The following is a 23,210-nucleotide window of genomic DNA, read 5'->3' as shown; positions in this document are numbered from 1 at the left end:
GCTTTATTCGGCCGCGACCGTTTCCACCGCGCTATCGCTCAGCGGATGGGCGAGGCGGCCCAGCATTTCCTTCGGACACACCTGCCAGATATAGCGGCGCCAGCGATCCCAGTCGTCTAGGATGGTGTTGGACCATTTGCTGTCCGTCGCCACCGCATGTTCGGCGATCAGCGCCTTGACCTGCGCCTCCCAATGGGCGCTGTCCAGCCGCTGCCAGACGATGCCTTCGGGGTTCGCCTGCGCGGGGAAGCTTCCATCCTCGTCCAAAATAAAGGCCATGCCGCCGGTCATGCCCGCGCCGAAATTGGCGCCGGTCTTGCCCAGGATGACCGCGGTTCCGCCGGTCATATATTCGCAGCCATTGGCACCGCAGCCCTCCACGACCACCTGCGCGCCCGAATTGCGGACCGCAAAGCGCTCACCGGCCTGGCCTGCCGCAAACAGCTTGCCGCTGGTCGCGCCGTAGAGGACAGTGTTGCCGATGATCGTGTTGTCCTTCGACGACAGCGGGCTGGATACGGTCGTGCGCACCTTGATGATGCCGCCTGACAGACCCTTGCCGACATAATCGTTGGCGTCGCCGAAGACCTCCAGCGTGATGCCCTTGCACAGGAAGGCACCGAGCGACTGGCCGGCCGACCCGCGCAGGCGCACGGTCAGATGGCCGTCCGCGAGCGTCGACATACCGAACCGGTCGGTTACGGCGGACGACAGCCGGGTGCCGACCGCGCGGTGGGTGTTGCGCACCGTATAGGTCAGCTGCATCTTCTCGCCCCGTTCGAACACGGCCTTGGCGTCGCGCATCATCTGCGCGTCCAGGCTGTCGGGCACTTCGTTGCGCCATTGCGTCAGCGAAAAGCGGCGCTGGTCGTCGGGCGCATCCACCTTGGCCAGGATCGGGTTGAGGTCGAGATCATCGAGATGTTCGGCCCCGCGATTGACCTGCTTAAGTAGCTCGGTGCGCCCGATCACCTCGTCCAGGCTGCGGAAGCCCAGGCGCGCGAGGACTTCACGCACTTCCTCGGCGATGAAGGTCATCAGGTTGATGACCTTCTCCGGCGTGCCGGTGAACTTCTGGCGCAGGGCCTCATCCTGCACGCACACGCCCACGGGGCAGGTGTTGCTGTGGCACTGACGCACCATGATGCAGCCCATGGCGACGAGGCTGAGCGTGCCGATGCCATATTCCTCCGCGCCCAGGATCGCGGCGATGACGATGTCGCGCCCGGTCTTGAGGCCGCCGTCGGTGCGCAGCTTCACCCGATGGCGCAAGCCATTAAGCGTCAGCACCTGGTTGGCTTCGGATAGGCCCATTTCCCAAGGGGTTCCGGCATATTTGATGCTGGTCTGGGGCGATGCGCCGGTGCCGCCGACATGGCCGGCGATCAGGATGACGTCGGCATGGGCCTTCGCCACGCCCGCCGCCACCGTGCCGATGCCCGCCTGGCTGACCAGCTTCACGCAGACGCGGGCGCGCGGGTTGATCATCTTGCAGTCGTAGATGAGCTGCGCCAGATCCTCGATCGAATAGATGTCGTGATGCGGCGGGGGCGAGATGAGCGTCACGCCGGGCGTCGAGTGGCGCAGCTTGGCGATAAATTCGGTCACCTTGAAGCCGGGCAGTTGGCCCCCTTCGCCGGGCTTTGCGCCCTGCGCGACCTTGATCTCGATCTCTTCGGCCGAGGCGAGATATTCGGCATGGACGCCGAAGCGGCCGGACGCGATCTGCTTGATGACCGAGTTGGCGTTGTCGCCATTCTCATAGGGCTTGAAGCGGTTCGCGTCCTCGCCGCCTTCGCCCGACACCGCCTTCGCGCCGATGCGGTTCATCGCGATCGCCAGCGTCTCATGCGCTTCGGGACTGAGCGCACCCAGCGACATGCCCGGCGTCACGAAGCGCTTGCGGATTTCGGTGGTGGCTTCCACCTCGTCGATCGGCACGGCTTCGCGGGCGAAATTGAACTCCATCAGGTCGCGGAGGTAAACCGGTGGCAAATCACGCACGCCGCGCGAAAATTGCAGATAGGTCGAATAGCTGTCGGTCGCGACCGCGGTCTGCAACAGGTGCATCAGTTGGGCGGAATAGGCGTGGCTCTCACCACCCTGGCGCTGGCGGTAAAAGCCGCCGATCGGCAGGCGCACCACCGCCGCGTCGAACGCCTGTTCATGGCGCAGCATCGCGCTGTAGTGCAGCGAGGCGTAGCCTTCGCCCGAAATCTTCGCGGGCATGCCGGGGAAGAGATCGTTCACCAGCGCGCGGGACAGGCCGACCGCTTCGAAATTATAGCCGCCGCGATAGCTGCTGATGACCGCGATGCCCATTTTGGACATGATCTTAAGCAGGCCTTCGTTGATCGCGACGCGATAGCGTTCGAAACAGGCGTCGAGCGACAAGTCGCCGAACAGGCCGCGGGCATGTCGGTCGGCGATGCTGGCTTCGGCCAGATAGGCGTTCACCGTGGTCGCGCCGACGCCGATCAGCACCGCGAAATAATGGGTGTCGAGCGCTTCGGAGGACCGGACGTTGATCGATGCGTAGGAGCGCAGCCCCTTGCGCACCAGATGCGTGTGCACAGCGGCGGCCGCCAATACGCCCGCGATCGCGGCGCGTGTCGCGCTGACGCCCTCATCGGTCAGGAAGATTTCGGTGCGGCCTTCGCGCACCGCCTGTTCGGCCTCCTCACGGATGCGGGAAATGGCAGCGCGCAACTGCTCCTGCCCGCCGCTCGCGGGGAAGGTGCAGTCGATCTCGGCCACGGACGGGCCGAAATAGGCCTTGAGCCGCGCCCATTCCGCGCTGGTCACGACCGGCGATTCCAGCACCAGCACATGGCTGTTCTGCGCGCCTTCCTCCAATATGTTGTGGAGGTTGGAGAAGCGCGTCTTCAGGCTCATCACATGCCGTTCGCGCAAAGGGTCGATCGGCGGGTTGGTGACCTGGCTGAAATTCTGGCGGAAGAAATGGCTGATCGTGCGCGGCTTGTCCGAGATGACGGCCAGCGGCGTGTCGTCGCCCATCGACCCGATCGCTTCCTTGGCGTCCTCCACCATCGGCGAGAGGATCAGTTCCAGATCCTCCAGCGTCAGGTTGGCGGCGACCTGGCGGCGGGTCAGTTCGGCCTTGTCCCAGCCCGGCAGCGCGGTCGGCGCTTCGGCGAGGTCCGCGACAGTCAGGAAATCCTTGATCAGTTCGCCATAGGGGCGTTCGCCCGCGATCCGATCCTTGATCGCGCGGTCGTCATAGATTTCGCCTTCGAGCAGGTCGACGGCGATCATCTGGCCCGGACCCATGCGGCCCTTTTTGACGATGGTGGTTTCGGGCACGACGACCATGCCGGTTTCGGACCCCACGATCAGCAGATTGTCGCCGGTCAGCGTGTAGCGCAGCGGGCGCAGCGCGTTGCGGTCGACGCCAGCCACGACCCAGCGGCCGTCAGTCATGGCGAGCGCAGCCGGGCCGTCCCAAGGCTCCATGACGGAGGCGAGATAGTCGTACATGTCGGCATGGGGCTTGGGCAGGTCGGCGCTCTGCGCCTGCCATGCTTCGGGCACCAGCATCAGCTTGGCCGTTGGCGCGTCGCGGCCCGAGCGGCAGATCGCTTCGAACACGGCGTCGAGTGCGGCGGTATCGGACGCGCCGGCCGGGATGACGGGCTTGATATCCTCCGACTGCTCGCCGAAGGCGAGGCTCGCCATCTTGATCTCGTGGCTCTTCATCCAGTTCTTGTTACCGCGAATCGTGTTGATTTCGCCATTATGGGCGAGGGTGCGGAACGGCTGGGCCAGCCACCATTGCGGGAAGGTGTTGGTCGAATAGCGCTGGTGGAAGATGGCAACGCGGCTTTCGAACCGCTCGTCCTGCAAATCGGGGAAGAAGACCGACAGCGATTCGGCGAGGAACAGCCCCTTGTAGATGATAGAGCGGCAGGACAGCGAGCAGACGTAGAAATCCTGAATCTGCGCGGCGATCACCTGCTTTTCGATCCGGCGGCGGATCAGGTAAAGATCCTTCTCGAACTCGGCCTGATCGCGTTCTTCCGGCATCGGGCCGGCGATCATGATCTGCTCGATTTCGGGGCGCGTGCGCTGCGCCTTTTCGCCGATGACGGATACGTCCACCGGCACTTGTCGCCAGCCATAGATGGTGTAGCCGGCCTCGATGATCTCGGCTTCTACGATGGTGCGGCAGGTTTCCTGGGCGGACAGGTCCGTGCGCGGCAGGAAGATCATGCCGACGGCAAGGCGATTGGGCAGCGGCTTGTGGCCGGAATCCGCAATCGCATCGTCGAAGAATCGCACCGGCAGGTCGACATGGATGCCAGCGCCATCGCCGGTCTTGCCATCGGCATCGACTGCGCCGCGGTGCCATACGGCCTTGAGCGCATCGATCGCGCTGGCGACGACGCGGCGGCTGGGCCGGCCGTCGGTCGCGGCGACCAGCCCCACGCCACAGGCGTCGCCTTCCATGTCGGGATGATACATGCCCTCGGCCGCGATCCGTGCGCGTTCTTCGGGGCTGGCGGTGAACTGTGTCTGCTCAGTCATGATCGGGATATCCTTCCGATGACGATATTCAAAAAGGCGGGGCGATCAGGCTGCGACGGACTGTCGCGCCTTCGCCTTGGCCTTCAGATAGCGGTGCATATGGTCGGTCACGTCGCGGCCGTCGCGGATCGCCCAGACGACCAGGCTTGCGCCGCGCACGATGTCGCCGGCCGCAAACACGCCGTCCACGCTGGTCATCATCGTCTTGTGATCGACGCGCAGCGTGCCCCAACGGGTGACGGACAGGTCTTCGCTGCCGAACAATTTGGGCAGGTCTTCGGGGTCATAGCCCAGCGCCTTGATGACGAGGTCCGCCTCCAGCGTATGTTCGCTGCCCGGATCGGCTTCGGGTGCGCGGCGGCCGGAGGCGTCGGGCTGGCCCAGGCGCATCTTGGTGACCTTGACGCCGGTGACGTGCTCCGTGCCTTCAAACGCGATCGGGGCGGTCAGCCAGACGAATTCGACGCCCTCTTCCTCGGCATTGGCGACTTCGCGCTGCGATCCGGGCATATTTTCCCGGTCGCGACGATAGAGGCACTTCACCGACTTGGCACCCTGGCGGATGGCGGTGCGGACGCAGTCCATCGCGGTGTCGCCGCCGCCGATGACGACGACATTCTTGCCCGTCGCCAGCAGCGACCCGTCGTCATGTTCCGGCACCGCGTCGCCGAAGCCCGCCTTGTTGGAGGCGGTGAGGTAATCAAGCGCCTTGACCACGCCCGCGGCGCCGACGCCCGGCGCCTTGATGTCGCGCGGCTTGTAGACGCCGGTCGCGATCAGGATCGCGTCATGCTTGGCGCGCAGGCCTTCCAGCGTCGCATCGCGGCCGATCTCGAAATTCTCGTGGAAGACGATGCCGCCATCCTTGAGGCGCTGGACCCGGCGCATGACAATGTCTTTCTCCAGCTTGAAGCCGGGGATGCCATAGGTCAGCAGGCCGCCGGCGCGGTCGTGCCGGTCGTAGACATGGACCTCATAGCCCGCGACGCGCAGATATTCCGCCGTCGTAAGCCCCGCCGGACCCGCGCCGATGACGCCGACCGACTGGCCGTTGGGCGCGCCGGGAACCAGCGCTTCGACCCAGCCCTCCTTCCACGCGGTATCGGTGATGTATTTTTCAACCGAGCCGATGGTGACGGCGCCATGGCCGGAAAATTCGATGACGCAATTGCCCTCGCACAGGCGATCCTGCGGGCAGATGCGGCCGCAGATTTCGGGCATGGTGCTGGTCAGGTTCGACAGCTCATAGGCTTCGCGCAAGCGGCCCTCGGCCGTCAGACGCAGCCAGTCGGGAATATGATTGTGCAGCGGGCAATGGGTCGAACAATAGGGCACACCGCATTGCGAGCAACGCGACGCCTGTTCCTCCGCCTTGTCCAGGATGAAGCTGCGGCTGATTTCGAGGAAATCGTCGGCGCGGTCATCCGCCGCGCGCTTTTCCGGATAGGATTGCGCCTTACCCACAAATTTCAGCATCGGATTGTCAGCCATGGATCGCCCCTGAATCTGTTTCAGTAGCGCGCATAGCAGAAAAACCCACGCAGTCACGTGGATTCTGGCATTTAGGTCAGTATAACTTACCAAATAAACGCCATTTTATCGTCTAGTTGCGAACAAATCGCAAAAACTGGACTGATATAAGTACCGTTTCGGACCTACCTCATACCGAGCCAAATGAGTGCGGCGCAGCCCGCAACGATTCGATACCAGGCAAAGGGGGTGAAGCCATGTTTGGACACAAGCCCGACAAACCATTTGATGACCAGTAGCGCGACGAAGAAGGCGACGATGAAGCCCAGCGCGATACTGTCCCAGCCCACCGCCGCGCTGGTGATCTGATCGCCCTTTTTGAGTAGCTCCAATGTGGTGGCGCCCAACATGGTCGGGATGGCGAGGAAGAAGCTGAACTCCGCCGCGGTGCGCCGTTCGACGCCCAGGGTCAGCGCGCCCATGATCGTCGCGCCCGACCGGCTGACGCCGGGAATCATCGAAATGCACTGGATCAGGCCCACGCCCAGCGCGCGGATCGCGGGAATGTCGGCGATGCCGTGGAACCGCTGTTCCTTCACCATGCGTTCGACAGCCAAGATCGCCACGCCGCCCACGATCAGCGCCCAGGCGACGACCTTTGGCGCGCCCAGTAGCATCTCGACATAGTCGTGCAGCGCCAGGCCGACGATGGCGGCGGGCATGAAGGCGAGCAGGAGGTTGCGCAGGAACCGCCAACTTACCGGCTCGCGCCGCAGCAGCCCCATGCCCACCGCCCAGAAGGTGCGCCAGTAAAGTACCACCACCGCCAGGATCGCCCCCAGCTGAATCACCACGTTGAACATCGCCCAGGTGGCAGAATCGTAGCCCAGCAATTCGCTCGCCAGGATGAGGTGGCCGGTCGAGGATACCGGCAGGAACTCGGTCAGTCCCTCCACGATGCCCAGCAGGATGACGGTGAGGTAATGCAGGTCCATGGGCTAACCTTTGGCGCAGCGTGCTCTCGCGAAGGCGATGAAGCGAGAGCACGCACCTCGTTTCAGCCCGGTTCGAACGGTGGGACTGGACTCCCGCCTGCGCGGGAGCACGAGCTTGCGTCAGACGCGCGCCCGGCCGGCGAAACGGCCATGCTTGCGATAGCGCACCATCCACTTGTCGGCGACCGCGCCCAGTGGCGTCGGCGCGACGCCCAGCGCTTCCAGCCCTTCCGAGCCGGGCGCTGCGACATTGTCGCGACCCAGCATGGCAAGCTGGTCGCGGCTGATCGGTCCGCCCGGCAGCATCGCCAGCAGCGACGCCATGCCATGTGGGACGTCGATCAAGGGCTTGTCGCGGCCGATCGCCTTGGCGATCCAGGCGTTGATCTCTTTCATGCTCATCACCTGCGGCCCGGCGACTTCATAGGTCTTGCCACCGTAAAGGCCCGGCTGCGCGGCGGCATGGGTGATCGCGTCGGCCACATCGCCGACATAGACCGGCTGGAATTTGGTCGCAGGCGCGATCACCGGGACGACCGGGAACAGGCTGATGAGGTCGGCGAAACGGTTGAGGAACTGGTCTTCCGGCCCGAAGACGATCGACGGACGGATGATGGTGGCGGTGGGGAAGGCGGCCTTGACCGCCGCTTCGCCCGCCGCCTTCGACCGGCCATAGGCCGACGGGCTTTCCGCGTCCGCGCCGATCGCGGAGATATGGACCAGCGCCTTCACGCCTGCCGCCGTGGCGGCTTTCGCCACATTGGCCGCGCCGACATGGTGGAAGGCGTCGAAATCGCCCGCCAATATGCCGACCAGGTTGATGACGACGTCGGCGCCATGGATGGCGCGCGCGACGCTGTCGGGCTTGCGGATGTCGGCCGCCACGAACTGTGTCTGGCCAAGATTGCCCAGCGTTTTGACCTTCATCGCGGTGGCCAGGTCGCGCTGCGCGATCCGCACCCGCGCGCCACGCGCCATCAGCGCCTGGGCGACCTGTCGGCCCAGAAAGCCGCCGCCGCCGAACACCGTAACCAGACTGTCCTTCATCACGCGCGTCCCATTGCAGAATTTCAGGAGAATGACTCTGCCAAACCCCTTGCAACAGCCGCCGCGCGCTGACAACCGCCTTTAGAGCCTGTCTCGAAATGCGCCTTTGGCGCATCCGCACCGGCCCTCACCCCCACCCGACCTCCCACAGAGTGTATCCTGAATGGGTGGTCGGGTGGGGTTCAAACGAGTCACGTGCCTCGTTTGAGGGCCGGTGCAGCAACCGAAAGGCGCTCTTCCGCGCATTTCATGACGGACTCTTAGCCGAACCAGCCCTGAAGATCGGCCAGCATCCACAGGCCAAGGCCCAGGAACAGCAAGGCCGCGCCAACCTGTAGCGCGCGCATCGGGACTTTCTTGGCCAGTGCTTCGCCGAACAGCACGGCGGGGACGTTGGCGACCATCATGCCCAGCGTCGTGCCCATGGTGACGGCGATCAGGCTGTCGAACCGCGCGCCCAGCGCCACGGTCGCCACCTGCGTCTTGTCGCCCATCTCCACCAGAAAGAAGGCGACCAGCGTGGTCACGAACACGCCCGCCTTGGTCGGGGCCTTCAGCGGCGCATCCTCGTCGAACGTGTCGGGGATCAGGGTCCAGGCGGCCATGGCGATGAAGGAGGCGGCGACGGCATAGCGGAACCAGGTCTGGGTCAGCACGCCCGCGATCGAATGACCGACCAGCGCGGCCAGGAAATGATTGGCGACCGTGGCGGCGAAGATGCCCAGGATGATCGGGACCGGCTTCCTGAAGCGGGTGGCGAGCAGCATGGCGAGCAACTGCGTCTTGTCGCCCATTTCGGCGAGCGCGACGAGGGCCGCGGAGGTAAGGAGGGCTTCCATCGACAATTTCCGGGGCCGGGCGGAGTGAGCAGACGCAATGCCATCGTCGCCTCCCGCCCGGCCGGACAGAAAAGCGCCGATGCCATTGGTCTCGCCTTACGCGGATATCCGCGTCCCATATGCCATGGCCTCTCGGCCAAATATGTTGACATATGGCCCGTTCCTGAAGCGGAACGGCTGGCTACTCCCCAGATGACGCGCTAACCTTTAGGGGAGGGACTGGGGGAAGGCAAGCCATGGCGAAGGACGCGAACAGGACGGTCGAAACGGCGGCGGACGTAGAGGCGTTTCTGGCGGCGGTGGAACCGGAGGAGCGGCGCGAGGACGGTCGCAGCATCGCCGCGCTGATGGCGGCGCTTTCGGGCGAACCCGCCCGCATGTGGGGACCGACCATCATCGGCTTTGGCCGCTATCACTATCGCTATGACAGCGGACGGGAGGGCGAGAGCTGCCGGATCGGCTTTGCGCCGCGCAAGGCGGAGCTGGTTTTCTATCTGGCCGGACTGGAGGAGGATGACTTTGCGAGCCTGGGCAAGCATCGACGTGGCAAAGGCTGCCTCTATGTGAAACGCCTGTCCGGCGTCGACATGGCGGTATTGGAGGCGCTGATCGTCAAGAGCCTTGCCCATATGGACGAGGTCTATCCGCGATGAAGACGCTGCTGCCGATCCTGGCCCTGTCGCTGACCGCAGCGCCCGCGCAGGCGCAGATCGAACAGGCGACCATTACGTCGCTTTCCGCCGATCTGGCGAGCGGTCGCATGACCAGTCAGAAGGCGGTGCGCGCTTATCTCAAGCGCATTGCCGCGATGGATCGCAAAGGGCCGCGGCTCAACAGCATCATCAGCCTCAATCCCCATGCGGTTCAGGAGGCGCGGGCGCTGGATGCCGAGCGCCGGGCGGGCAAGCTGCGCGGGCCGCTCCATGGCGTGCCGATCCTGCTGAAGGACAATGTCGAGGCGGCGGGCATGCCGACAACCGCCGGGTCACTGGCGCTCGCCCGCAACGATCCCGGCCGCGATTCGCCGGTCGCCGCTGCGCTCAAGGCCAAGGGCGCGATTATATTGGGCAAGACGAACCTGTCCGAATGGGCCAATTTCCGGTCCGAACGGTCGATAAGCGGCTGGAGCGCGATTGGCGGCCTCACCCGCAATCCCTATGCGCTCGATCGCACCACCTGCGGTTCGTCGAGCGGATCGGGCGCCGCGGTGGCCGCCGGATTCGCACCCGCCGCGATCGGTAGCGAAACCAACGGGTCGATCATCTGCCCAGCCTCCATGATGGGGCTGGTGGGGTTGAAGCCGACGGTCGGCCTGGTCCCGCGTACCCATATCGTGCCGATCAGCCATAGCCAGGATACGGCCGGCCCGATGGCGCGCAGCGTGCGCGACGTCGCCATCCTGCTGTCGGCGCTGATCGCGAGCGATCCGGCCGATCCCGCGACCGCCGACGCCATGGCCCGTGCGAAGGATTATGCCGCCGCGATCGATCCCACCGCGATCGCCAAGATGCGGATCGGCGTTCTGCGCGGCGGGGCGCAGCCGGAGTTACTGGCGCGTTATGAAGCGGCGCTGGCGCTGCTCAAGGGGCTGGGTGCGACGCTGGTAGAGGTCAAGAAGCGGGCGATGGATGGCATGTCCGCCGCCAGCTACGACGTGCTGCAATATGAGTTCAAGGCAGATGTGAACGCCTATCTGGCCTCCACCCGGCCCGATCAGGTGGAGAGCCGGACGCTCGCCGACCTCATAGCTTTCGACGACGCGCACAAGGCGGCCGAAATGCCGTTGTTCGGGCAGGAGATATTCGCCCTGTCGCAGGCGAAGGCAGGACTGGACGATCCCGCGTACAAGGCGGCGCGCGCGAAATCGCTGCGGCTGGCGGGGGCGGAGGGGATCGACGCGATGCTGGCCGACAATCGCGTCGACCTGCTGGTGACCATCAGCTACGGGCCTGCCTGGCCGTCCGATACGGTGTGGGGCGATCAATATGAGGGGCCGAGCGGCTCCACTAGCCCGGCAGCGATCGCGGGCTATCCGCATTTGACCGTGCCCATGGGGCTGGTGCGCGGCCTGCCGGTGGGGTTGAGCTTCATCGGCGCGGCCTATGCCGAGCAAAGGCTGCTCGATGTGGGCCAAGCCTATGAACAGGCGGCGGGGATCAGGATCAAGCCGGATTTCCGGGCGAGCGTGGATGGCGGGGCGGAACTGGAGGGGCAGCGGCCCTGATATAAATCGGGCCGGCAAGCCGCGTTTTCTCGCGCAGGCGCGAACCTAGTCCTGCGGCCGCAACTAGATTCCCGCCTGCGCGGGAAAACGCTGCCCTTATAGTCAAGGTTCGCCGGCGCTTTCCTGCATCCGCCGTTCGGCGAACCATTGTTGCAGCATCTGCGCGGTGCAACCGGTGAAGCCGTTGCTGCCGATCGCGTTGCAGCTGTTGGGCAGCGTCTGCCGCTGGGTCTGCTCCATCGTCGCCACCTGGCTGCCCCAACCCGGACCGCCGGACACGGCGGGCTTTTCACGCAGCTTCTTGGGGATGCGATAGCGTTCGGCCTCCGGCTTTCGCGCGCACACGACGATATCGTCACCCTGGCTTTGCGGACAGGGATCATCGCCATAGACCAGCAGGTTGATGATCCGTTCGGGCGGTGGCTCCGCCTGCGCGAGCGCCGGAGAGGAAAGCAGGGGGACCAGCATCAGGCCGATCAAGGGAAGCACGACGCGGGGTCGCATAAGATAAATCCTTTACCACCCCTGTTAGGTGCCGGGCGTGCCCAATGCCCGGCGGGTTCATCGATCAGGACGTCATGAACGCCCCGAATCCGTCAGCGTTGCGGCGCTGCGGGAGCCGGCTGGGGCTGCTGCGCCGCCTTTTCCTCCGCCTTCACCCGCGCTTCGATCACGTCGCTGTCGGCATCGATGGTGGACAGGCGCTTGGCGCGTTCGGCCGCGACCAGATCCTTCCAGCTGGCATTGTCGAGCGCCTGCCGCTCCGCCTTGGCCAGGCGGGACAGCTGCGCAAAACAACCGGTCGCGCCGCCGCCGCCGACGGGCGAGCAGCTTTCGGTGCCTTGCCGACCGACATATTCCATCGACCGGACCCGTTCGCCCCACGCCTGCTTGCTGGGCATATTGGGATCGCCGCGCAGCGGTTCGGGGATGCGATAGCGTTCCTCTTCCCCCTTGCGCGCGCAGACCACGATGTCGTCGCCGGCGCTTTGCGGGCAGGCGTCTTCGCCATAGACGATAACGATATTGACCTTCTCCGAAGTCGGATCGGTGGCGGCGGTCGGTGCGGTCGCCGGTTGGGCCAGCGCGGGGACGGCCGCGCCCAGCATCAGCGCGAAGGCTGCGATCATTGGGGTCTTGCTCATATATCCGTCCTTATCAGAAGCGCTTGGAAAGCGCGATGGCGGCTCGGCATCCCAAACGGATGGCGCCCGACAACAGGGGGTAGGCGGGGGCTTGTTCGGCACCATGCGCCAGTGCGGCGTCGCGATGCTCAACCTCCTCCGCCTGGAAATCCGCGATGGCGGTAGAGAGTTCCGGATCGCTGTCGCCCAATTGCGCCAGTTGTTCGGCATAATGACGGTCGATCTCGGTTTCGATCGCCGCGGTGCAGGCCATCGCCGCCTTCGGCCCCATCGCAGCGGTGACTGCGCCCAAGGCGAAACCGGCCGCGCTCCAGATCGGCGCCAGCGCCGTCGGGCGGACGCCACGCCGCGCGATCATCGCGTCGAAGGTGGCGCGATGCCGTTCCTCCTGCGCGGCCATGCCGGCGATCAGGCGAGCATAGGGATGGCGATCGCCCATGACCGCAAGTTGGCCGGCATAGATGCGCACCGCACCAAATTCGCCAGCCTGGTCGACGCGCACCATGGCGGTGCGATCGGCATCGGACAGGCTTTTGCCCGGTCTGGGGAAATCCTGGGGCGCGGTCATGCTTTCCTCGCTTTGAGCAACAGAGCCAAGATGGCGAGCGCGGCGGCCCCGGACAAGAGGCCGTTATAGCCGGCGAGCGAAATGCCGAACAGATCCCAGGGCGCAACGTCGCAGCGGATAAGCGGGGTCGCCCAGATCTGGTTGAGCAGGTCGGCACCGCCGCCGCCCGGGGTGGTGGAACAGGTGGTCAGCCCTTCCCACCAGCCATATTCGACCCCGGCGTGGAACAGGCCGATCAGGCCGCTGATGCCGATGGCAAGGCCCGCCAGGCCCGCAAACAGCGCGCTGACGCAGGCGCGGCCGCGCAGCGCATAGGCGAGCAGCACTAGCGGGATGGCGGCCATATGCGGGTAACGCTGCCACCAGCACATCTCGCACGGGTGCAGGCCGCCGATATATTGGGACGCATAGGCCCCGCCCAACAACAGGACCGGGGTCAGCAGGGCGATAGCGCGGGCAAGCGGGATGCTCTTCATAACGCCCGCTTAAAGCCTTGGCTTGCTTTCGTCATGCTGAACTTGATTGCCTGGACGTATCGCAGGGTGTTCCCGCGCAGGCGGGAACCCAGATCAGACGGTGGGACTGGGTTCCCGCCTGCGCGGGAACACCCTGTTTAGAAGCGGTTACTTCGCCCCCGGCTTGCGCGCCGCGACCTGCGCCTGGGCGATGGTCGCGCCGGGCGTGCTGGCCAGGCGCGCGATCGTCTTGAGCGCATAGTCGAGCTGGAAGTCCTCGACGCCCTTCTTCTTCAGTTCCTCGGCAGACAGGGCGAAACGCGGATCGTCCTTCGTGTCCTCCTCCAGCGCCTTGTCGTCGGTCTTGATCTCGTTGATCAGATGACGGCGCAGGTCGCTTTCGCGGAATTTTGGGCGATTCTTATAATCGGGATCGGACAGTTGCGGCACGCGGATGTCGGGCTGGATGCCGCCTTCCTGCACGCTGCGGCCCGACGGCGTGTAATAGCGCGCCGTCGTCAGCTTGAGCGCGGTCGTGTTCGACAGCGGCAACATGGTCTGGACTGAGCCCTTGCCAAAGCTGCGTTCGCCCATCACCAGCGCGCGATGCTGGTCCTGCAATGCGCCGGCGACGATTTCGGAGGCCGAGGCGGAACCAGCATCGACCAGCACGATCACCGGCAGGCCCTTCGCATCGTCGCCCGGCTTGGCATAATAGCGTTCGACATCGCCCTTCGCCCGGCCGCGTTGCGACACGATCTCGCCGCGTTCCAGAAAGGCGTCGCTGACCGTCACCGCTTCGTCCAGCAGGCCGCCGGGGTTGGAGCGCAGGTCGAGGACATAGCCGGTAGGCTTGTGGCCCAGCGATTTGTCGATACTGCGGATCGCCGACCGCACGTCCGCCCCGGTATTGGCCGAGAAGCTGACGATGTTGATGACGCCGATATTGTTCTTCACTTCCCATTTTACGGGCTTGAGCTGAATGATCTCGCGCGTCAGGGTCAGGTCGATCGGCTTGTCGCGGCCCGCGCGCACGATCGTCAGCTTGAGCGCGGTGCCCGGCGCGCCGCGCATCTTGTCGACCGCTTCGTCCAGCGTGCCGCCATAGATGAGCTGGCCGTCGATATGGGTGATATAGTCGCCCGCCTTGATCCCGGCGCGCCAGGCCGGGGTATCCTGCGTCGGTGCGATCACCTTGACCGCGCCATCCTCCTGCGTGACCGAGAGGCCGAGCCCGCCATAGCTGCCCTCCGTCTGGGTGCGCAGATTCTGGAAGTCGCGCGCGTCGAGGAAGTTCGAATGGGGATCGAGGCTGGCGAGCATGCCGTCGATCGCGCCCTTGATCAGCTTTTCATCATCGACTTTTTCGACATAATCGCTGCGGACTTTCTGGAACACGTCCATGAATTCATCGAGCGCCTTGTAGCTCGACGCCTCCCCATCGGCGAGCGCCGCGGTGGTGGCGGGAATGAGCGCAAGCGCCCCAAGCGCGACGGCGCCCTGGAGGAAGGTCGATTTCATGGCTGTCCTTGATTCCGGCATCTGCGTCGCACTATAATCCGATTCGCGTCCCGACGCAAAAGCGCGCTTCGATGGAATGTCCCGCAGCATCGATGAGCGTCGGGTTAATGGGGGCGATCGGACTGGAAAGCGATGCCAAGCCGCAGGGCGGCGTCGTGCAATCTGCGATTGTGCGTCCAGAGGGACGAACCTGCGGTCAGTAGCACAGATGACAGAAGGTGCGTATCAACATAACCAATGCCGATATTGAAAAGCGGGACCTGTTCGATCAAGGCATCGACCTCTCGATTTTTCGCCAGCACGGCTTCGGGCAGTTTCCGCAGCATCCCTAGAACGCCCTTCCTGTTTGTCAGACTGCCGAGAGCAATTTCGCCGATGACAAAAGGATGCGCCAATATCCGCCCCGCGTTCAAGTCCGCCGTCAACAGGGGGTTCGACATACGCAGATGATCCATCCAGATCGAACTATCAGCCAATATCATGCAGGGATCGAACGCCTTCGAGGTGGCAGCTCGAAATCAGGTTCGGAGCCGCCCAGCAATGCCAAGCGGCGGGCGGCCTCCCGCTGCACCAAGGCTTTGAGCGCTTCCCTAACCAGGGCGGATTTTTCAGTCAGCCCGGTCAGTTCCTGAGCTTCGGCGACCAATTCGTCATCAAGGGCCAGTGTTGTGCGCATAAGCATACTCCTGAAGCATGATAAATAGCATCAAATGATGCTGCTATCAATGCCTCAACCCAGCCCCACCAACGGTACGATATCAACCGGGCGGCCGTTGCGGCGCAGTTCTACCGTGACATTGGGGCGTTCCGCGCCGGTGATGCCGACGGGATCACCTTGACGCACCGTATCGCCGACCTGCGCCGTGACGCGGTGCAGGCCGGTGATGAGCGTGGTCCAGCCCTGGCCATGGTCGATGATGAGGATCTGGCCATAGTCGCGATAGGGGCCAGCGAAAGCGATACGACCGGCGGTGGGCGCGATCGCTTGTGCGCCGGGTTGCGTGACCAGGGTCAGGCCGCGTGATCGCACGCCGCCGTCATTGACCTCCCCCATGCCGGTGACCAACTGGCCGATCACCGGCAGGCGATAGGGGGGCGGGCCGCCGGCCGAGGCGGTGCGTTCGGGTGCGGCGGCACCGGCCTGGTCGGGGCGTGCGGGGCGGAGCAGCGGGCCGGACAGCGCGGCCAGCGAATCGCGCAGGTCGCCGGCATCTTCCAGCCGGTCCATCAGATCGACGATGTCGCGCGCCCGCTCGCCCAGCGCCAGCGCACGTTCGCCTTCCATGCCGGCATTGGCGCGATAGTCGCGGGCGGCGAGGCGCTTTTGCGCTTCCAGCGCGGCCAGGGCGGTCTGGCGGTCCTTGCGGTCGGCCTGCGCCTGGCCCAGCGCGTCGGCGGCCTGCCCTGCGGTTGCGCGCAGGGCTCGGCTTTTGTCCAGTTCCAGCCGCAGGCCGGCCGTGCGCTGCGCGATCACTGGCAGCACCTGGCCCAGCACAGCGCGCATATGGACCGCGTCGCCCACCGATCCGGGCTGGACAAGCGCCAGCGCCAGCGGACGGCGGGCCATCATCTGGAGCGCGGCGGTGAGGCGGACGACCGGCTCCTGCTTGGCCGCGAGGCGGCTGGCCTGGGCGCGCTGCATCCGGTTGATGATGGCGATGCGGGCCTGCGCGGCCTGAATATCGGCTTCGGCCTGCTGGATGCGGGCGGCGAGCGCGGCGGCGCGGCGGCGGGCCTGTTCGGCTTCGTCGCGGGCGAGGCTGGCCTGCTGTTCCAGCCGGGCGGAGCGATCGCGCGCTTCGTCCGACTGGCGGCGGGCGTTTTTGAGCGATTGCTGTTCCTGCGCCAGCGTCGTGCCGGCGGTGCCGGACAGGATGATCGCGCTGTCGTTGGCGGCAGGCAGGCGCGTGGCGGCCAGGGCCATCAGGCCGGCCAGTCCGCTTGCGATGAGGAGATTGCGCTTCACCCTGGTCCCGATCCGTGGCTCTCGCGGTTATCCTTCGCGATGATAGGGGTGGTTGGCAAGGATGGAACAGGCGCGCCACAATTGTTCGGCCAGCATCGCCCGGGCCATCATGTGCGGCCAAGTCATCGCGCCGAAGGCGATCAGCAGGTCCGCATTCGCCCGGTCCGCGTCATCGAACCCGTCCGCCGCACCGATCAGGAACCGACATTCGCGGGTGCCTGCGTCGCGCCAACCCTCGATCCGGCGAGCGAAATCGAGGGAGCCGAGCTGCTTGCCCTTCTCATCGAGCATGACCGTGACGGTGCCGGGCGCTTGCTGGGGCAGCTTGCCGCCGCGGTCCGGCATTTCGGTGATCTTGTGCGGCATGGTCAGCCGCTTGAGATAGCGGTCGACCAGGTCGGCTTCGGGCGAGCGCCCGATCTTGCCGCGCGCGATGATGTGGAGGAGCACACCCTACTCCGTTCATGCTGAGTAGGGGCGAAGCCCCGTATCGAAGTATCCGCGTGATCCTTCGATATGCCGCTTCGATTTCGCTCAGCGGCTACTCAGGACGAACGGAGACTCCCTAAAAGTTCAGGCGTTGCCCGCGACCGGCGCGTCGACGAAGCCCCACATCCGTTCCAAATTATAGAAGCTGCGCACTTCCGGCTTGAACAGATGGACGATCACGTCGCCGGCATCGATCAACACCCAGTCGGCGACCGGCAGGCCCTCAACCCGCGCGGAGCGGCCGGTTTCTTTCTTGATCCGTTCGGCCAGATGCTGCGCGATCGCCGCGACCTGACGCGATGAACGGCCGCTGGCGATCACCATATAATCGGCGATGCTGCTCTTGCCTTCCAAGGGGATCGAGATGGTTTCCTGCGCCTGGTCGTCGTCGAGCGATTGCATGACGAGGGCGTGCAGGGCGGCCACGGATTCAGCGCCAAGCGCGGTGTCGTTGGCAGGGGCGAGGTTAGACAATGATACTCCAATCTAGATGACATACCGGCGCGTGAGCGGATCGCGCACACACGTTGCTTCATATTCGCGATGCCAGAGGGGGTCCGCCTGCCGCAGCAGGGTTGCCGATCTTGGATCAGGGCGAAAGCGCAATAGCACGAGCGCCGGTGGTCTCCAATTCGTCCAGTCTGCACTCTGGCGCGCGGACCGGACGAAGCGCCGCAGCCAGCTCATGGCCGCAGAGCCACGAGAGGCATCATTATAGCCCGGACGGGCTATAACAGCAATGGGCATTTGTCGGGCGATGCCGCGCCAGTCGCGCCACTGCCCAAATTGCGCCAGATTATCCGCGCCCATCAGCCAGATGAAGCGGTTTTTGGGGTAGCGGCGGGTGAGCGCGCGGAGCGTATCGACGGTGTAGCGCGTGCGTAGCTGGCGCTCGATCGCGGTGGCGCGAATCGGGGCGCGGCGGGCGATTGTGCGGGCATGGGCGAGGCGGGCGGCGAGCGGGGCCATGCCCTTAGCAGGCTTCAAAGGGTTGCCGGGGGAGACGAGCCACCAGATTTCGTCAAGTTCGAGCGCGTCCCTGGCGAAGAGCGAGATGGCGCGATGGCCGCCATGCGCCGGATTGAAGGAGCCGCCAAGCAGGCCGATGCGTGTCATGGACCTGCCATGCCAGCGCGACGGCAGGGTCGCAATGGGGCCGATCGGCTGATCCGGGTCAGCGGCCGCCAAATGCGGGCTTGTGCGTCCGCCGATAGGGAATCTTGTCCAGTTTCGCCATCAGGTCGGCAAAGGGACTGTCCAACGCGGTCCGGCCATCGCGCGGCGGCGGATCAACCTTTGCCTTGTCCGGGCGCCGCAGCGGGCGGCGCGTCAATAAAGTCTTCCACATGATCATCTCCGACCCGCGATCCTGGTTGAGTCTGGTCGCTTATGGGAAAGAGACGCAGGCGAGCCGTGCTTGTTCCTCTATTTGTTCGTTACGCTGCCGGCAGGGCGCGCGCTTCGTCGGTCTGGGCGTCGCGTGCCAGCACGTCGAGTGATTCGAGCGTTTCGATCTCCTTGCCGCCGGTTTCGATGTCGAGGTCGCGGAATTTGCGGCCGGTCGAGAGGACGCGGCTTTCGAAGCTGCCGATGAAGCTGTTATAGTTGGAGACGGCGCTGTTGAGGCCGGAGCCGAGGCGCTTGAGATGGGTGGCGGCGACGGAGAGGCGCTCATAAAGTTCCTTGCCGAGCTGGCCGACCTGCTGCGCCTGTTCCTGCATTTTGGCCTGACGCCAATGGCCTGCAAGTGTGCGCGCGAGGGGGAGGAAGGTGGCGGGGCCGCAGATGATGACGCGGTTCTTCGCCGCGCGTTCCCACAGGTCCATGTCCGCTTCCAGCGCGGCGGTGACGAAATTGTCGCCGGGCACATACATGATGACGAAGTCGGGCGCCTTGTCGAATTGCTCCCAATAGGCCTTGCGCCCCAGCGCGTCGGCGTGGCTGCGCATGGCGCGGGCATGGTCGAGCATATGGGCGTCGCGTAAGCCGGGGTCGATCTGATCGACGGCGTTGAGATAAGCGACGAGCGAGCATTTGACGTCGACCACCATCTGCTGGTCGCCGGGCAGGTTGATGATGAAGTCGGGCCGCATCCGGCCGTCTTCCACCGTGACCGAAACCTCCTCCTTGAAATCGACGAAGGGGGAGAGGCCGGCGGTTTCGATCAGGTTCTTGAACTGTTGTTCGCCCCAGCGGCCGCGGGTCTTGGGTGCGGCGCGCAGGGCATTGACCAGCTTGGCGGTTTCCTCCCGCACCTGGCCTTGGCCCAAATGCACCTGCTGCACCGCCTCGCGCAGTTCGGCATAGCTGCCGACCCGGTCCTTCTCGACGCGGGCCAGCCCTTCCTCATAGCGTTTGAGCGTGGTTTCAACGGGGTTGAGCAGGGTCTTGAGCTGCGCTTCGCTCTTTTCGTTTGCCTGGGCGAAGCGCTGGTCGGCGCGGGTCAGGAACTGGGTCTGAGCCGATTCGAGCAGCTTGCCGCCAATCTCGCTGAACTGGGCGGAGAGTTGCTCCTTGGCATCCCGCAGCGCGGCGATCTGCTGTTCGAAGGCCTGGGTGCGGGCCTGGGTGTCGGACTGGAGCGCGGCCAGTTCGCGCAGCGCGGCTTCGCGTTCGGCCTGGATGGCGTCGATGCGCTGGGCGGCGGCGGCCTGAATGGATTCCAGCCGTTGATCGGCTGCGACCTGCGCCGATTCGAGGCGGGCGATGCGGGTTTCGGCCTGGGCGACGCGCTCCTTTTCCACCGCCAGTTCGGCGATGGCGCCGTTGCGCTGGGTGGTGGCGAGGTCGAGTCTGGTGGCGAGATCAGCCTTTTCTGCCGCGAGCGGGGCGGTGGACCGGGCGCTGAGAAGCCAGCCGACGGCCAGGCCGATCAGCAGGGCGACGAGAATGAAGAGGGCGGCCAGGCTTTCCATGATAATCCTTTGGGAACGAAACAGGAACCTAGCTGGCGAGGGCGGATGCTGCAAGTGTGAGACGGCGAGTGCGACAGTTGAAACGCATCATCGATTTTCAATAGTTAGCTAACTATCGAAATACTCAGGCCGCCTGCGCGCTGGGTGCGGCGAAGCGGGCGCGATAGTCGCCGGGCGACAGGCCGACAAGGCGGTGGAATAATTTGCGGAAAGCGGCGGCGTCTTCATAGCCGACGCTCCAGGCGATCTGGTCCACGGTGCGGCGGGTAAATTCCAGATGTTCGCGCGCCTTGGCGATGCGCAAATGCTGGACATATTCGATCGGGGTCATGGCGGTCGCCGCCTTGAACCGGCGCTGGAAGGTGCGTTCCTCCATGCCGACCTGCGCCGCCATGTCGCGAACGCTGACGGCCTTGGTCTCGCGGGCGGCGAGCCAGTGTTGCGCCTTCAATATCGGTTCGTCGCCATGGGTCATGCGCGGCATGAAGCGGGCGAAATGCTTCTGTTCGCGCCCGGCGCTGTCGATCAGCAGGAATTTGGCGGTATCGAGCATCACCGTCGGACCGAGCAGACGGTCCACCAGCCGCAAGCCAAGGTCCGTCCAGGCCATCAGGCCGCCGGCGGTGATGATGTCGCCATCGTCGATGACGATGCGGTCGCAATCCAGTTTGACGTCGGGAAAGCGGTCGCGGAACGGATCGGCGAACCACCAGTGGGTCGTCGCCGGGCGGCCGCTGAGCAACCCGGTCGCCGCGAGCAGGAACGCGCCGCCGCAGTTGGAGGCGAGGGTGGCGCCGGCGGCGTGGCGATCCAGCAGCCAGCGGGCATAGGGCGCGGCTTCCTGCGCATCGGGAACACCCGACAGGCGGCCGGGGACGAGCCAGATGTCGGGCGTGCCGGGATGGCCTTCATGCGTGTCGTGACTGCGGACGAAGCCGTCATCGGCCTGCATCCGCCAATGGCTGACCCGCAGCATCGGGCCGCCATGCTGGTGCGAAAACTGCCCGGCGATGGCGATCAGGTCGGTCATGCCATGGACCATCGCCTGCTGGCAGTCGCGGTAGAGGAGGATGCCGATTTCGGCCCTGGGGGTCTGCGTTGCGTCCATGGGGCAGCCTTTGTCGCAATCGGCCCGCTTAATGTCGGGACCGCCAATCCCGATCCTCCGTCATTGCCCTTAAAACTGCAAGCACAGGGCGAGAGAGACGCTCCTCCAGACACAGAAGGGATTTTCATCATGCGCAATTTCGTGACCACCAAGGACGGCACCCGCATCTTCTATAAGGATTGGGGGCCGCGCGATGGCCAGCCGATCGTCTTTTCCCATGGCTGGCCGCTGAGCGCCGACGCCTGGGACGCGCAGATGGTGTTTTTCGCCAATCAGGGTTTCCGCACCATCGCCCATGACCGCCGCAGCCATGGCCGGTCGGATCAGGTGTGGGACAATAACAACATGGACCAATATGCCGACGATCTGGCCGATGTGATCGCGGCGCTGGACTTGCACGATGTCGTTCTGGTCGGCCATTCGACCGGCGGCGGCGAAGTCACCCGCTATGTCGGCCGCCATGGCACGAGCCGCGTTGCCAAGCTGGCGCTGATCGGCGCGGTGCCGCCGCTGATGCTGAAGACCGAGGCCAATCCGGGCGGTCTGCCGATCGAGGTCTTCGACGGCATCCGCAAGGGCACGTTCGACAATCGCAGCCAGTTCTTCAAGGATCTGACCATCCCCTTCTACGGCTACAACCGCGAAGGCGCGGCGATCTCCGAAGGGGTTCGTGACGATTTCGTGCGGCAGGGGATTATGGGCGGGTTGAAGGGCCAGCTCGACAGCATCCGCGCCTTTTCCGAGAGCGATTTTCATGCCGACCTGGCCAGGGTCGATGTGCCGACTTTGGTCCTGCATGGCGACGACGACCAGATCGTGCCGATCGGGGCGGCAGCCCTCTCCACTGTCAAGATCGTTACGCAGGCGATGCTGATCGTGTATGAAGGGGCCGATCATGGACTGACGGTCACGCATCAGGATCGGTTTAACGCCGACCTGCTCGATTTCATCAACGGCTGACACTATCGACCCCGTTCGTTTCGAGCGTGTCGAGAAACGAACGGGAGTCTTTCAAAGGAGACTTCCCATGACCAACGAAACCATTCTCATCACCGGCGCGTCGGACGGCATTGGCGCGGTCTATGCCGATCGCTTCGCCAGGCGCGGCGCCAACCTGATCCTGGTCGCCCGGCGGGCGGACAAGCTGGAGGCGCTGGCCGCCAGTTTGCGCGAGCAGACCGGCGTGCGCGTCGAGGTGATCGCCGCCGATCTGGCCAAGGTCGACGATCTGGCCCGGATCGAGGCGCGGTTGCGCGATGACGACGCCATCACCGGCCTGGTCAACAATGCGGGCATTGCGGGCGAACAGGGCTTCGTCGAAACCGACCCGGATTATCTTTCCGGCATGATCGCGCTCAACATCCTGGCAGTGACGCGGCTGTCGCGGGCCATTGCGCCGCGGCTGTCGGCCAAGGGTGCGGGGACGCTGATCAACATCACGTCGGTCACTGCGCTGATGCCCGATGGCTTCACTGCGGTTTATCCCGCGAGCAAGGCCTATGTCCTGGCCTTTACCGAGGCGTTGCAGGTCGAACTGGGTGGCAAGGGCGTGAAGGTGCAGGCGGTGCTGCCGGGGATCACCCGGACGGCGATCTGGACCGCCGCGCAGATCGCGGGCATCCCGGCGGACATGGTAATGGATGTCGAGGTGATGGTCGACGCGGCGCTGGCCGGCCTGGACATGGGCGAGCCGATCACCATTCCCGCGCTGCCGGACCGGGGCGACCTGGACGCCTATCTCGCCGCGCGGGGGGCGTTGCGGCCGGGCCTGTCGCTCAAGGATGCGGCGGCGCGGTATATGATAAAAGCCTGACCCTATTCGTCATTCCCGCGCAGGCGGGAATCCATCCCTGACGTTGCACATGGATGCGCTGTTGGGAGATGGATCCCCGCCTTCGCGGGGATGACGGGAAGGGGAGCAAT

General features: G+C 65.0%; 23 protein-coding genes and 1 riboswitch. Of the genes, 4 read left to right on the top strand and 19 right to left on the bottom strand.

The genetic code is table 11. The annotated features are described in order from the left end of the window. Positions 1-3: 3 nt before the first annotated feature. The 5 genes from gltB to HHL08_RS13005 form a co-directional block, all read right to left on the bottom strand. The gene (gene gltB, locus HHL08_RS13025; protein WP_169573590.1) at positions 4-4,545 is read right to left on the bottom strand and encodes a glutamate synthase large subunit; all 4,542 of its coding nucleotides are present in this window, start codon (positions 4,543-4,545) and stop codon (positions 4-6) included. Positions 4,546-4,590: 45 nt separating this feature from the next. Continuing rightward, positions 4,591-6,036, bottom strand: a complete 1,446-nt coding sequence (locus tag HHL08_RS13020; protein WP_169573589.1) for an NAD(P)-dependent oxidoreductase — start codon at positions 6,034-6,036, stop codon at positions 4,591-4,593. A 164-nt stretch (positions 6,037-6,200) separates the two neighbouring features. Further along, positions 6,201-7,010 (bottom strand): undecaprenyl-diphosphate phosphatase, encoded by an 810-nt coding sequence (locus tag HHL08_RS13015; protein WP_169573588.1) that lies wholly within the window; start codon positions 7,008-7,010, stop codon positions 6,201-6,203. A gap of 120 nt (positions 7,011-7,130) precedes the next feature. Further along, a complete protein-coding gene (locus HHL08_RS13010; protein ID WP_169573587.1) occupies positions 7,131-8,057 on the bottom strand; it encodes a complex I NDUFA9 subunit family protein in 927 nt (308 codons plus the stop codon). Between the two features lie 260 nt (positions 8,058-8,317). After that, positions 8,318-8,896 (bottom strand): TMEM165/GDT1 family protein, encoded by a 579-nt coding sequence (locus tag HHL08_RS13005; protein WP_169573586.1) that lies wholly within the window; start codon positions 8,894-8,896, stop codon positions 8,318-8,320. A gap of 17 nt (positions 8,897-8,913) precedes the next feature. Next, a riboswitch (yybP-ykoY riboswitch) is annotated at positions 8,914-9,099 on the bottom strand. A 33-nt stretch (positions 9,100-9,132) separates the two neighbouring features. On the opposite strand from HHL08_RS13005, the gene HHL08_RS13000 reads away from it, so the two are divergent. Together HHL08_RS13000 and HHL08_RS12995 are read left to right on the top strand one after the other, a co-directional pair. Beyond that, positions 9,133-9,549 (top strand): DUF1801 domain-containing protein, encoded by a 417-nt coding sequence (locus HHL08_RS13000; protein ID WP_169573585.1) that lies wholly within the window; start codon positions 9,133-9,135, stop codon positions 9,547-9,549. After that, positions 9,546-11,120 carry an amidase gene (locus tag HHL08_RS12995; RefSeq protein WP_169573584.1) on the top strand — a complete coding sequence of 525 codons (1,575 nt, stop codon included), beginning with the start codon at positions 9,546-9,548 and terminating at the stop codon, positions 11,118-11,120. Before HHL08_RS13000 ends, HHL08_RS12995 begins: the two co-directional genes overlap by 4 nt. Before the next feature lie 102 nt (positions 11,121-11,222). Here the strand turns inward: HHL08_RS12995 and HHL08_RS12990 are convergent, their stop codons facing one another. From HHL08_RS12990 to HHL08_RS12925, 14 genes are all read right to left on the bottom strand, one after another. Then, a complete protein-coding gene (locus HHL08_RS12990) occupies positions 11,223-11,624 on the bottom strand; it encodes a hypothetical protein (RefSeq protein WP_169573583.1) in 402 nt (133 codons plus the stop codon). Positions 11,625-11,716: 92 nt separating this feature from the next. After that, on the bottom strand, positions 11,717-12,265 hold the full coding sequence (locus tag HHL08_RS12985) for a hypothetical protein (protein WP_169573582.1): 549 nt from the start codon (positions 12,263-12,265) through the stop codon (positions 11,717-11,719). A gap of 13 nt (positions 12,266-12,278) precedes the next feature. Then, positions 12,279-12,833, bottom strand: coding sequence for a demethoxyubiquinone hydroxylase family protein (locus HHL08_RS12980; protein ID WP_169573581.1), 555 nt, complete (start codon positions 12,831-12,833; stop codon positions 12,279-12,281). After that, positions 12,830-13,309, bottom strand: coding sequence for a disulfide bond formation protein B (locus HHL08_RS12975; protein ID WP_169573580.1), 480 nt, complete (start codon positions 13,307-13,309; stop codon positions 12,830-12,832). Before HHL08_RS12975 ends, HHL08_RS12980 begins: the two co-directional genes overlap by 4 nt. Before the next feature lie 147 nt (positions 13,310-13,456). Continuing rightward, positions 13,457-14,809, bottom strand: a complete 1,353-nt coding sequence (locus HHL08_RS12970) for a S41 family peptidase (protein ID WP_169573579.1) — start codon at positions 14,807-14,809, stop codon at positions 13,457-13,459. A gap of 104 nt (positions 14,810-14,913) precedes the next feature. Further along, positions 14,914-15,291, bottom strand: coding sequence for a VapC toxin family PIN domain ribonuclease (locus HHL08_RS12965; RefSeq protein WP_169573578.1), 378 nt, complete (start codon positions 15,289-15,291; stop codon positions 14,914-14,916). Continuing rightward, a complete protein-coding gene (locus HHL08_RS12960) occupies positions 15,288-15,485 on the bottom strand; it encodes a type II toxin-antitoxin system VapB family antitoxin (RefSeq protein WP_169573577.1) in 198 nt (65 codons plus the stop codon). Before HHL08_RS12960 ends, HHL08_RS12965 begins: the two co-directional genes overlap by 4 nt. A 54-nt stretch (positions 15,486-15,539) precedes the next feature. Continuing rightward, a complete protein-coding gene (locus HHL08_RS12955) occupies positions 15,540-16,733 on the bottom strand; it encodes a murein hydrolase activator EnvC family protein (protein ID WP_206377875.1) in 1,194 nt (397 codons plus the stop codon). 69 nt (positions 16,734-16,802) lie between these two features. Next, on the bottom strand, positions 16,803-17,225 hold the full coding sequence (locus tag HHL08_RS12950; protein WP_169573575.1) for a 23S rRNA (pseudouridine(1915)-N(3))-methyltransferase RlmH: 423 nt from the start codon (positions 17,223-17,225) through the stop codon (positions 16,803-16,805). A gap of 123 nt (positions 17,226-17,348) precedes the next feature. After that, positions 17,349-17,738, bottom strand: a complete 390-nt coding sequence (gene rsfS / locus HHL08_RS12945; protein ID WP_088185147.1) for a ribosome silencing factor — start codon at positions 17,736-17,738, stop codon at positions 17,349-17,351. Positions 17,739-17,750: 12 nt separating this feature from the next. Continuing rightward, the gene (locus HHL08_RS12940; RefSeq protein WP_169573574.1) at positions 17,751-18,380 is read right to left on the bottom strand and encodes a nicotinate-nucleotide adenylyltransferase; all 630 of its coding nucleotides are present in this window, start codon (positions 18,378-18,380) and stop codon (positions 17,751-17,753) included. Between the two features lie 58 nt (positions 18,381-18,438). Beyond that, complete coding sequence (locus HHL08_RS12935; protein WP_169573573.1) at positions 18,439-18,612, bottom strand: hypothetical protein; 174 nt, start codon at positions 18,610-18,612, stop codon at positions 18,439-18,441. An 88-nt stretch (positions 18,613-18,700) separates the two neighbouring features. After that, positions 18,701-20,179, bottom strand: coding sequence for a DNA recombination protein RmuC (gene rmuC / locus HHL08_RS12930; RefSeq protein WP_169573572.1), 1,479 nt, complete (start codon positions 20,177-20,179; stop codon positions 18,701-18,703). Between the two features lie 124 nt (positions 20,180-20,303). After that, complete coding sequence (locus HHL08_RS12925; RefSeq protein ID WP_169573571.1) at positions 20,304-21,287, bottom strand: GlxA family transcriptional regulator; 984 nt, start codon at positions 21,285-21,287, stop codon at positions 20,304-20,306. A gap of 129 nt (positions 21,288-21,416) precedes the next feature. Here HHL08_RS12925 and HHL08_RS12920 point away from each other — a divergent pair, with 129 nt between their 5' ends. Both HHL08_RS12920 and HHL08_RS12915 read left to right on the top strand, forming a co-directional pair. Further along, on the top strand, positions 21,417-22,247 hold the full coding sequence (locus tag HHL08_RS12920; protein ID WP_169573570.1) for an alpha/beta fold hydrolase: 831 nt from the start codon (positions 21,417-21,419) through the stop codon (positions 22,245-22,247). A gap of 67 nt (positions 22,248-22,314) precedes the next feature. Further along, positions 22,315-23,100 (top strand): SDR family NAD(P)-dependent oxidoreductase, encoded by a 786-nt coding sequence (locus HHL08_RS12915; RefSeq protein ID WP_169573569.1) that lies wholly within the window; start codon positions 22,315-22,317, stop codon positions 23,098-23,100. The last annotated feature ends 110 nt before the right edge of the window (positions 23,101-23,210 follow it).

The organism is Sphingobium psychrophilum (assembly GCF_012927105.1).
Taxonomy (GTDB): Bacteria; Pseudomonadota; Alphaproteobacteria; order Sphingomonadales; family Sphingomonadaceae; genus Sphingobium; species Sphingobium psychrophilum.
The sequence above is the reverse complement of the archived record's forward strand: the minus strand, read 5'-3'. Positions and strand labels throughout refer to the sequence as shown.

Bases quoted from the DNA above. Each gene is read 5' to 3' on its own strand.
- gltB (WP_169573590.1), bottom strand. From the start codon at position 4,545: ATGACTGAGCAGACACAGTTCACCGCCAGCCCCGAAGAACGCGCACGG.
- HHL08_RS13020 (WP_169573589.1), bottom strand. From the start codon at position 6,036: ATGGCTGACAATCCGATGCTGAAATTTGTGGGTAAGGCGCAATCCTAT.
- HHL08_RS13015 (WP_169573588.1), bottom strand. From the start codon at position 7,010: ATGGACCTGCATTACCTCACCGTCATCCTGCTGGGCATCGTGGAGGGA.
- HHL08_RS13010 (WP_169573587.1), bottom strand. From the start codon at position 8,057: ATGAAGGACAGTCTGGTTACGGTGTTCGGCGGCGGCGGCTTTCTGGGC.
- HHL08_RS13005 (WP_169573586.1), bottom strand. From the start codon at position 8,896: ATGGAAGCCCTCCTTACCTCCGCGGCCCTCGTCGCGCTCGCCGAAATG.
- HHL08_RS13000 (WP_169573585.1), top strand. From the start codon at position 9,133: ATGGCGAAGGACGCGAACAGGACGGTCGAAACGGCGGCGGACGTAGAG.
- HHL08_RS12995 (WP_169573584.1), top strand. From the start codon at position 9,546: ATGAAGACGCTGCTGCCGATCCTGGCCCTGTCGCTGACCGCAGCGCCC.
- HHL08_RS12990 (WP_169573583.1), bottom strand. From the start codon at position 11,624: ATGCGACCCCGCGTCGTGCTTCCCTTGATCGGCCTGATGCTGGTCCCC.
- HHL08_RS12985 (WP_169573582.1), bottom strand. From the start codon at position 12,265: ATGAGCAAGACCCCAATGATCGCAGCCTTCGCGCTGATGCTGGGCGCG.
- HHL08_RS12980 (WP_169573581.1), bottom strand. From the start codon at position 12,833: ATGACCGCGCCCCAGGATTTCCCCAGACCGGGCAAAAGCCTGTCCGAT.
- HHL08_RS12975 (WP_169573580.1), bottom strand. From the start codon at position 13,309: ATGAAGAGCATCCCGCTTGCCCGCGCTATCGCCCTGCTGACCCCGGTC.
- HHL08_RS12970 (WP_169573579.1), bottom strand. From the start codon at position 14,809: ATGAAATCGACCTTCCTCCAGGGCGCCGTCGCGCTTGGGGCGCTTGCG.
- HHL08_RS12965 (WP_169573578.1), bottom strand. From the start codon at position 15,291: ATGATATTGGCTGATAGTTCGATCTGGATGGATCATCTGCGTATGTCG.
- HHL08_RS12960 (WP_169573577.1), bottom strand. From the start codon at position 15,485: ATGCGCACAACACTGGCCCTTGATGACGAATTGGTCGCCGAAGCTCAG.
- HHL08_RS12955 (WP_206377875.1), bottom strand. From the start codon at position 16,733: ATGGCCCTGGCCGCCACGCGCCTGCCTGCCGCCAACGACAGCGCGATC.
- HHL08_RS12940 (WP_169573574.1), bottom strand. From the start codon at position 18,380: ATGACACGCATCGGCCTGCTTGGCGGCTCCTTCAATCCGGCGCATGGC.
- HHL08_RS12935 (WP_169573573.1), bottom strand. From the start codon at position 18,612: ATGTGGAAGACTTTATTGACGCGCCGCCCGCTGCGGCGCCCGGACAAG.
- rmuC (WP_169573572.1), bottom strand. From the start codon at position 20,179: ATGGAAAGCCTGGCCGCCCTCTTCATTCTCGTCGCCCTGCTGATCGGC.
- HHL08_RS12925 (WP_169573571.1), bottom strand. From the start codon at position 21,287: ATGGACGCAACGCAGACCCCCAGGGCCGAAATCGGCATCCTCCTCTAC.
- HHL08_RS12920 (WP_169573570.1), top strand. From the start codon at position 21,417: ATGCGCAATTTCGTGACCACCAAGGACGGCACCCGCATCTTCTATAAG.
- HHL08_RS12915 (WP_169573569.1), top strand. From the start codon at position 22,315: ATGACCAACGAAACCATTCTCATCACCGGCGCGTCGGACGGCATTGGC.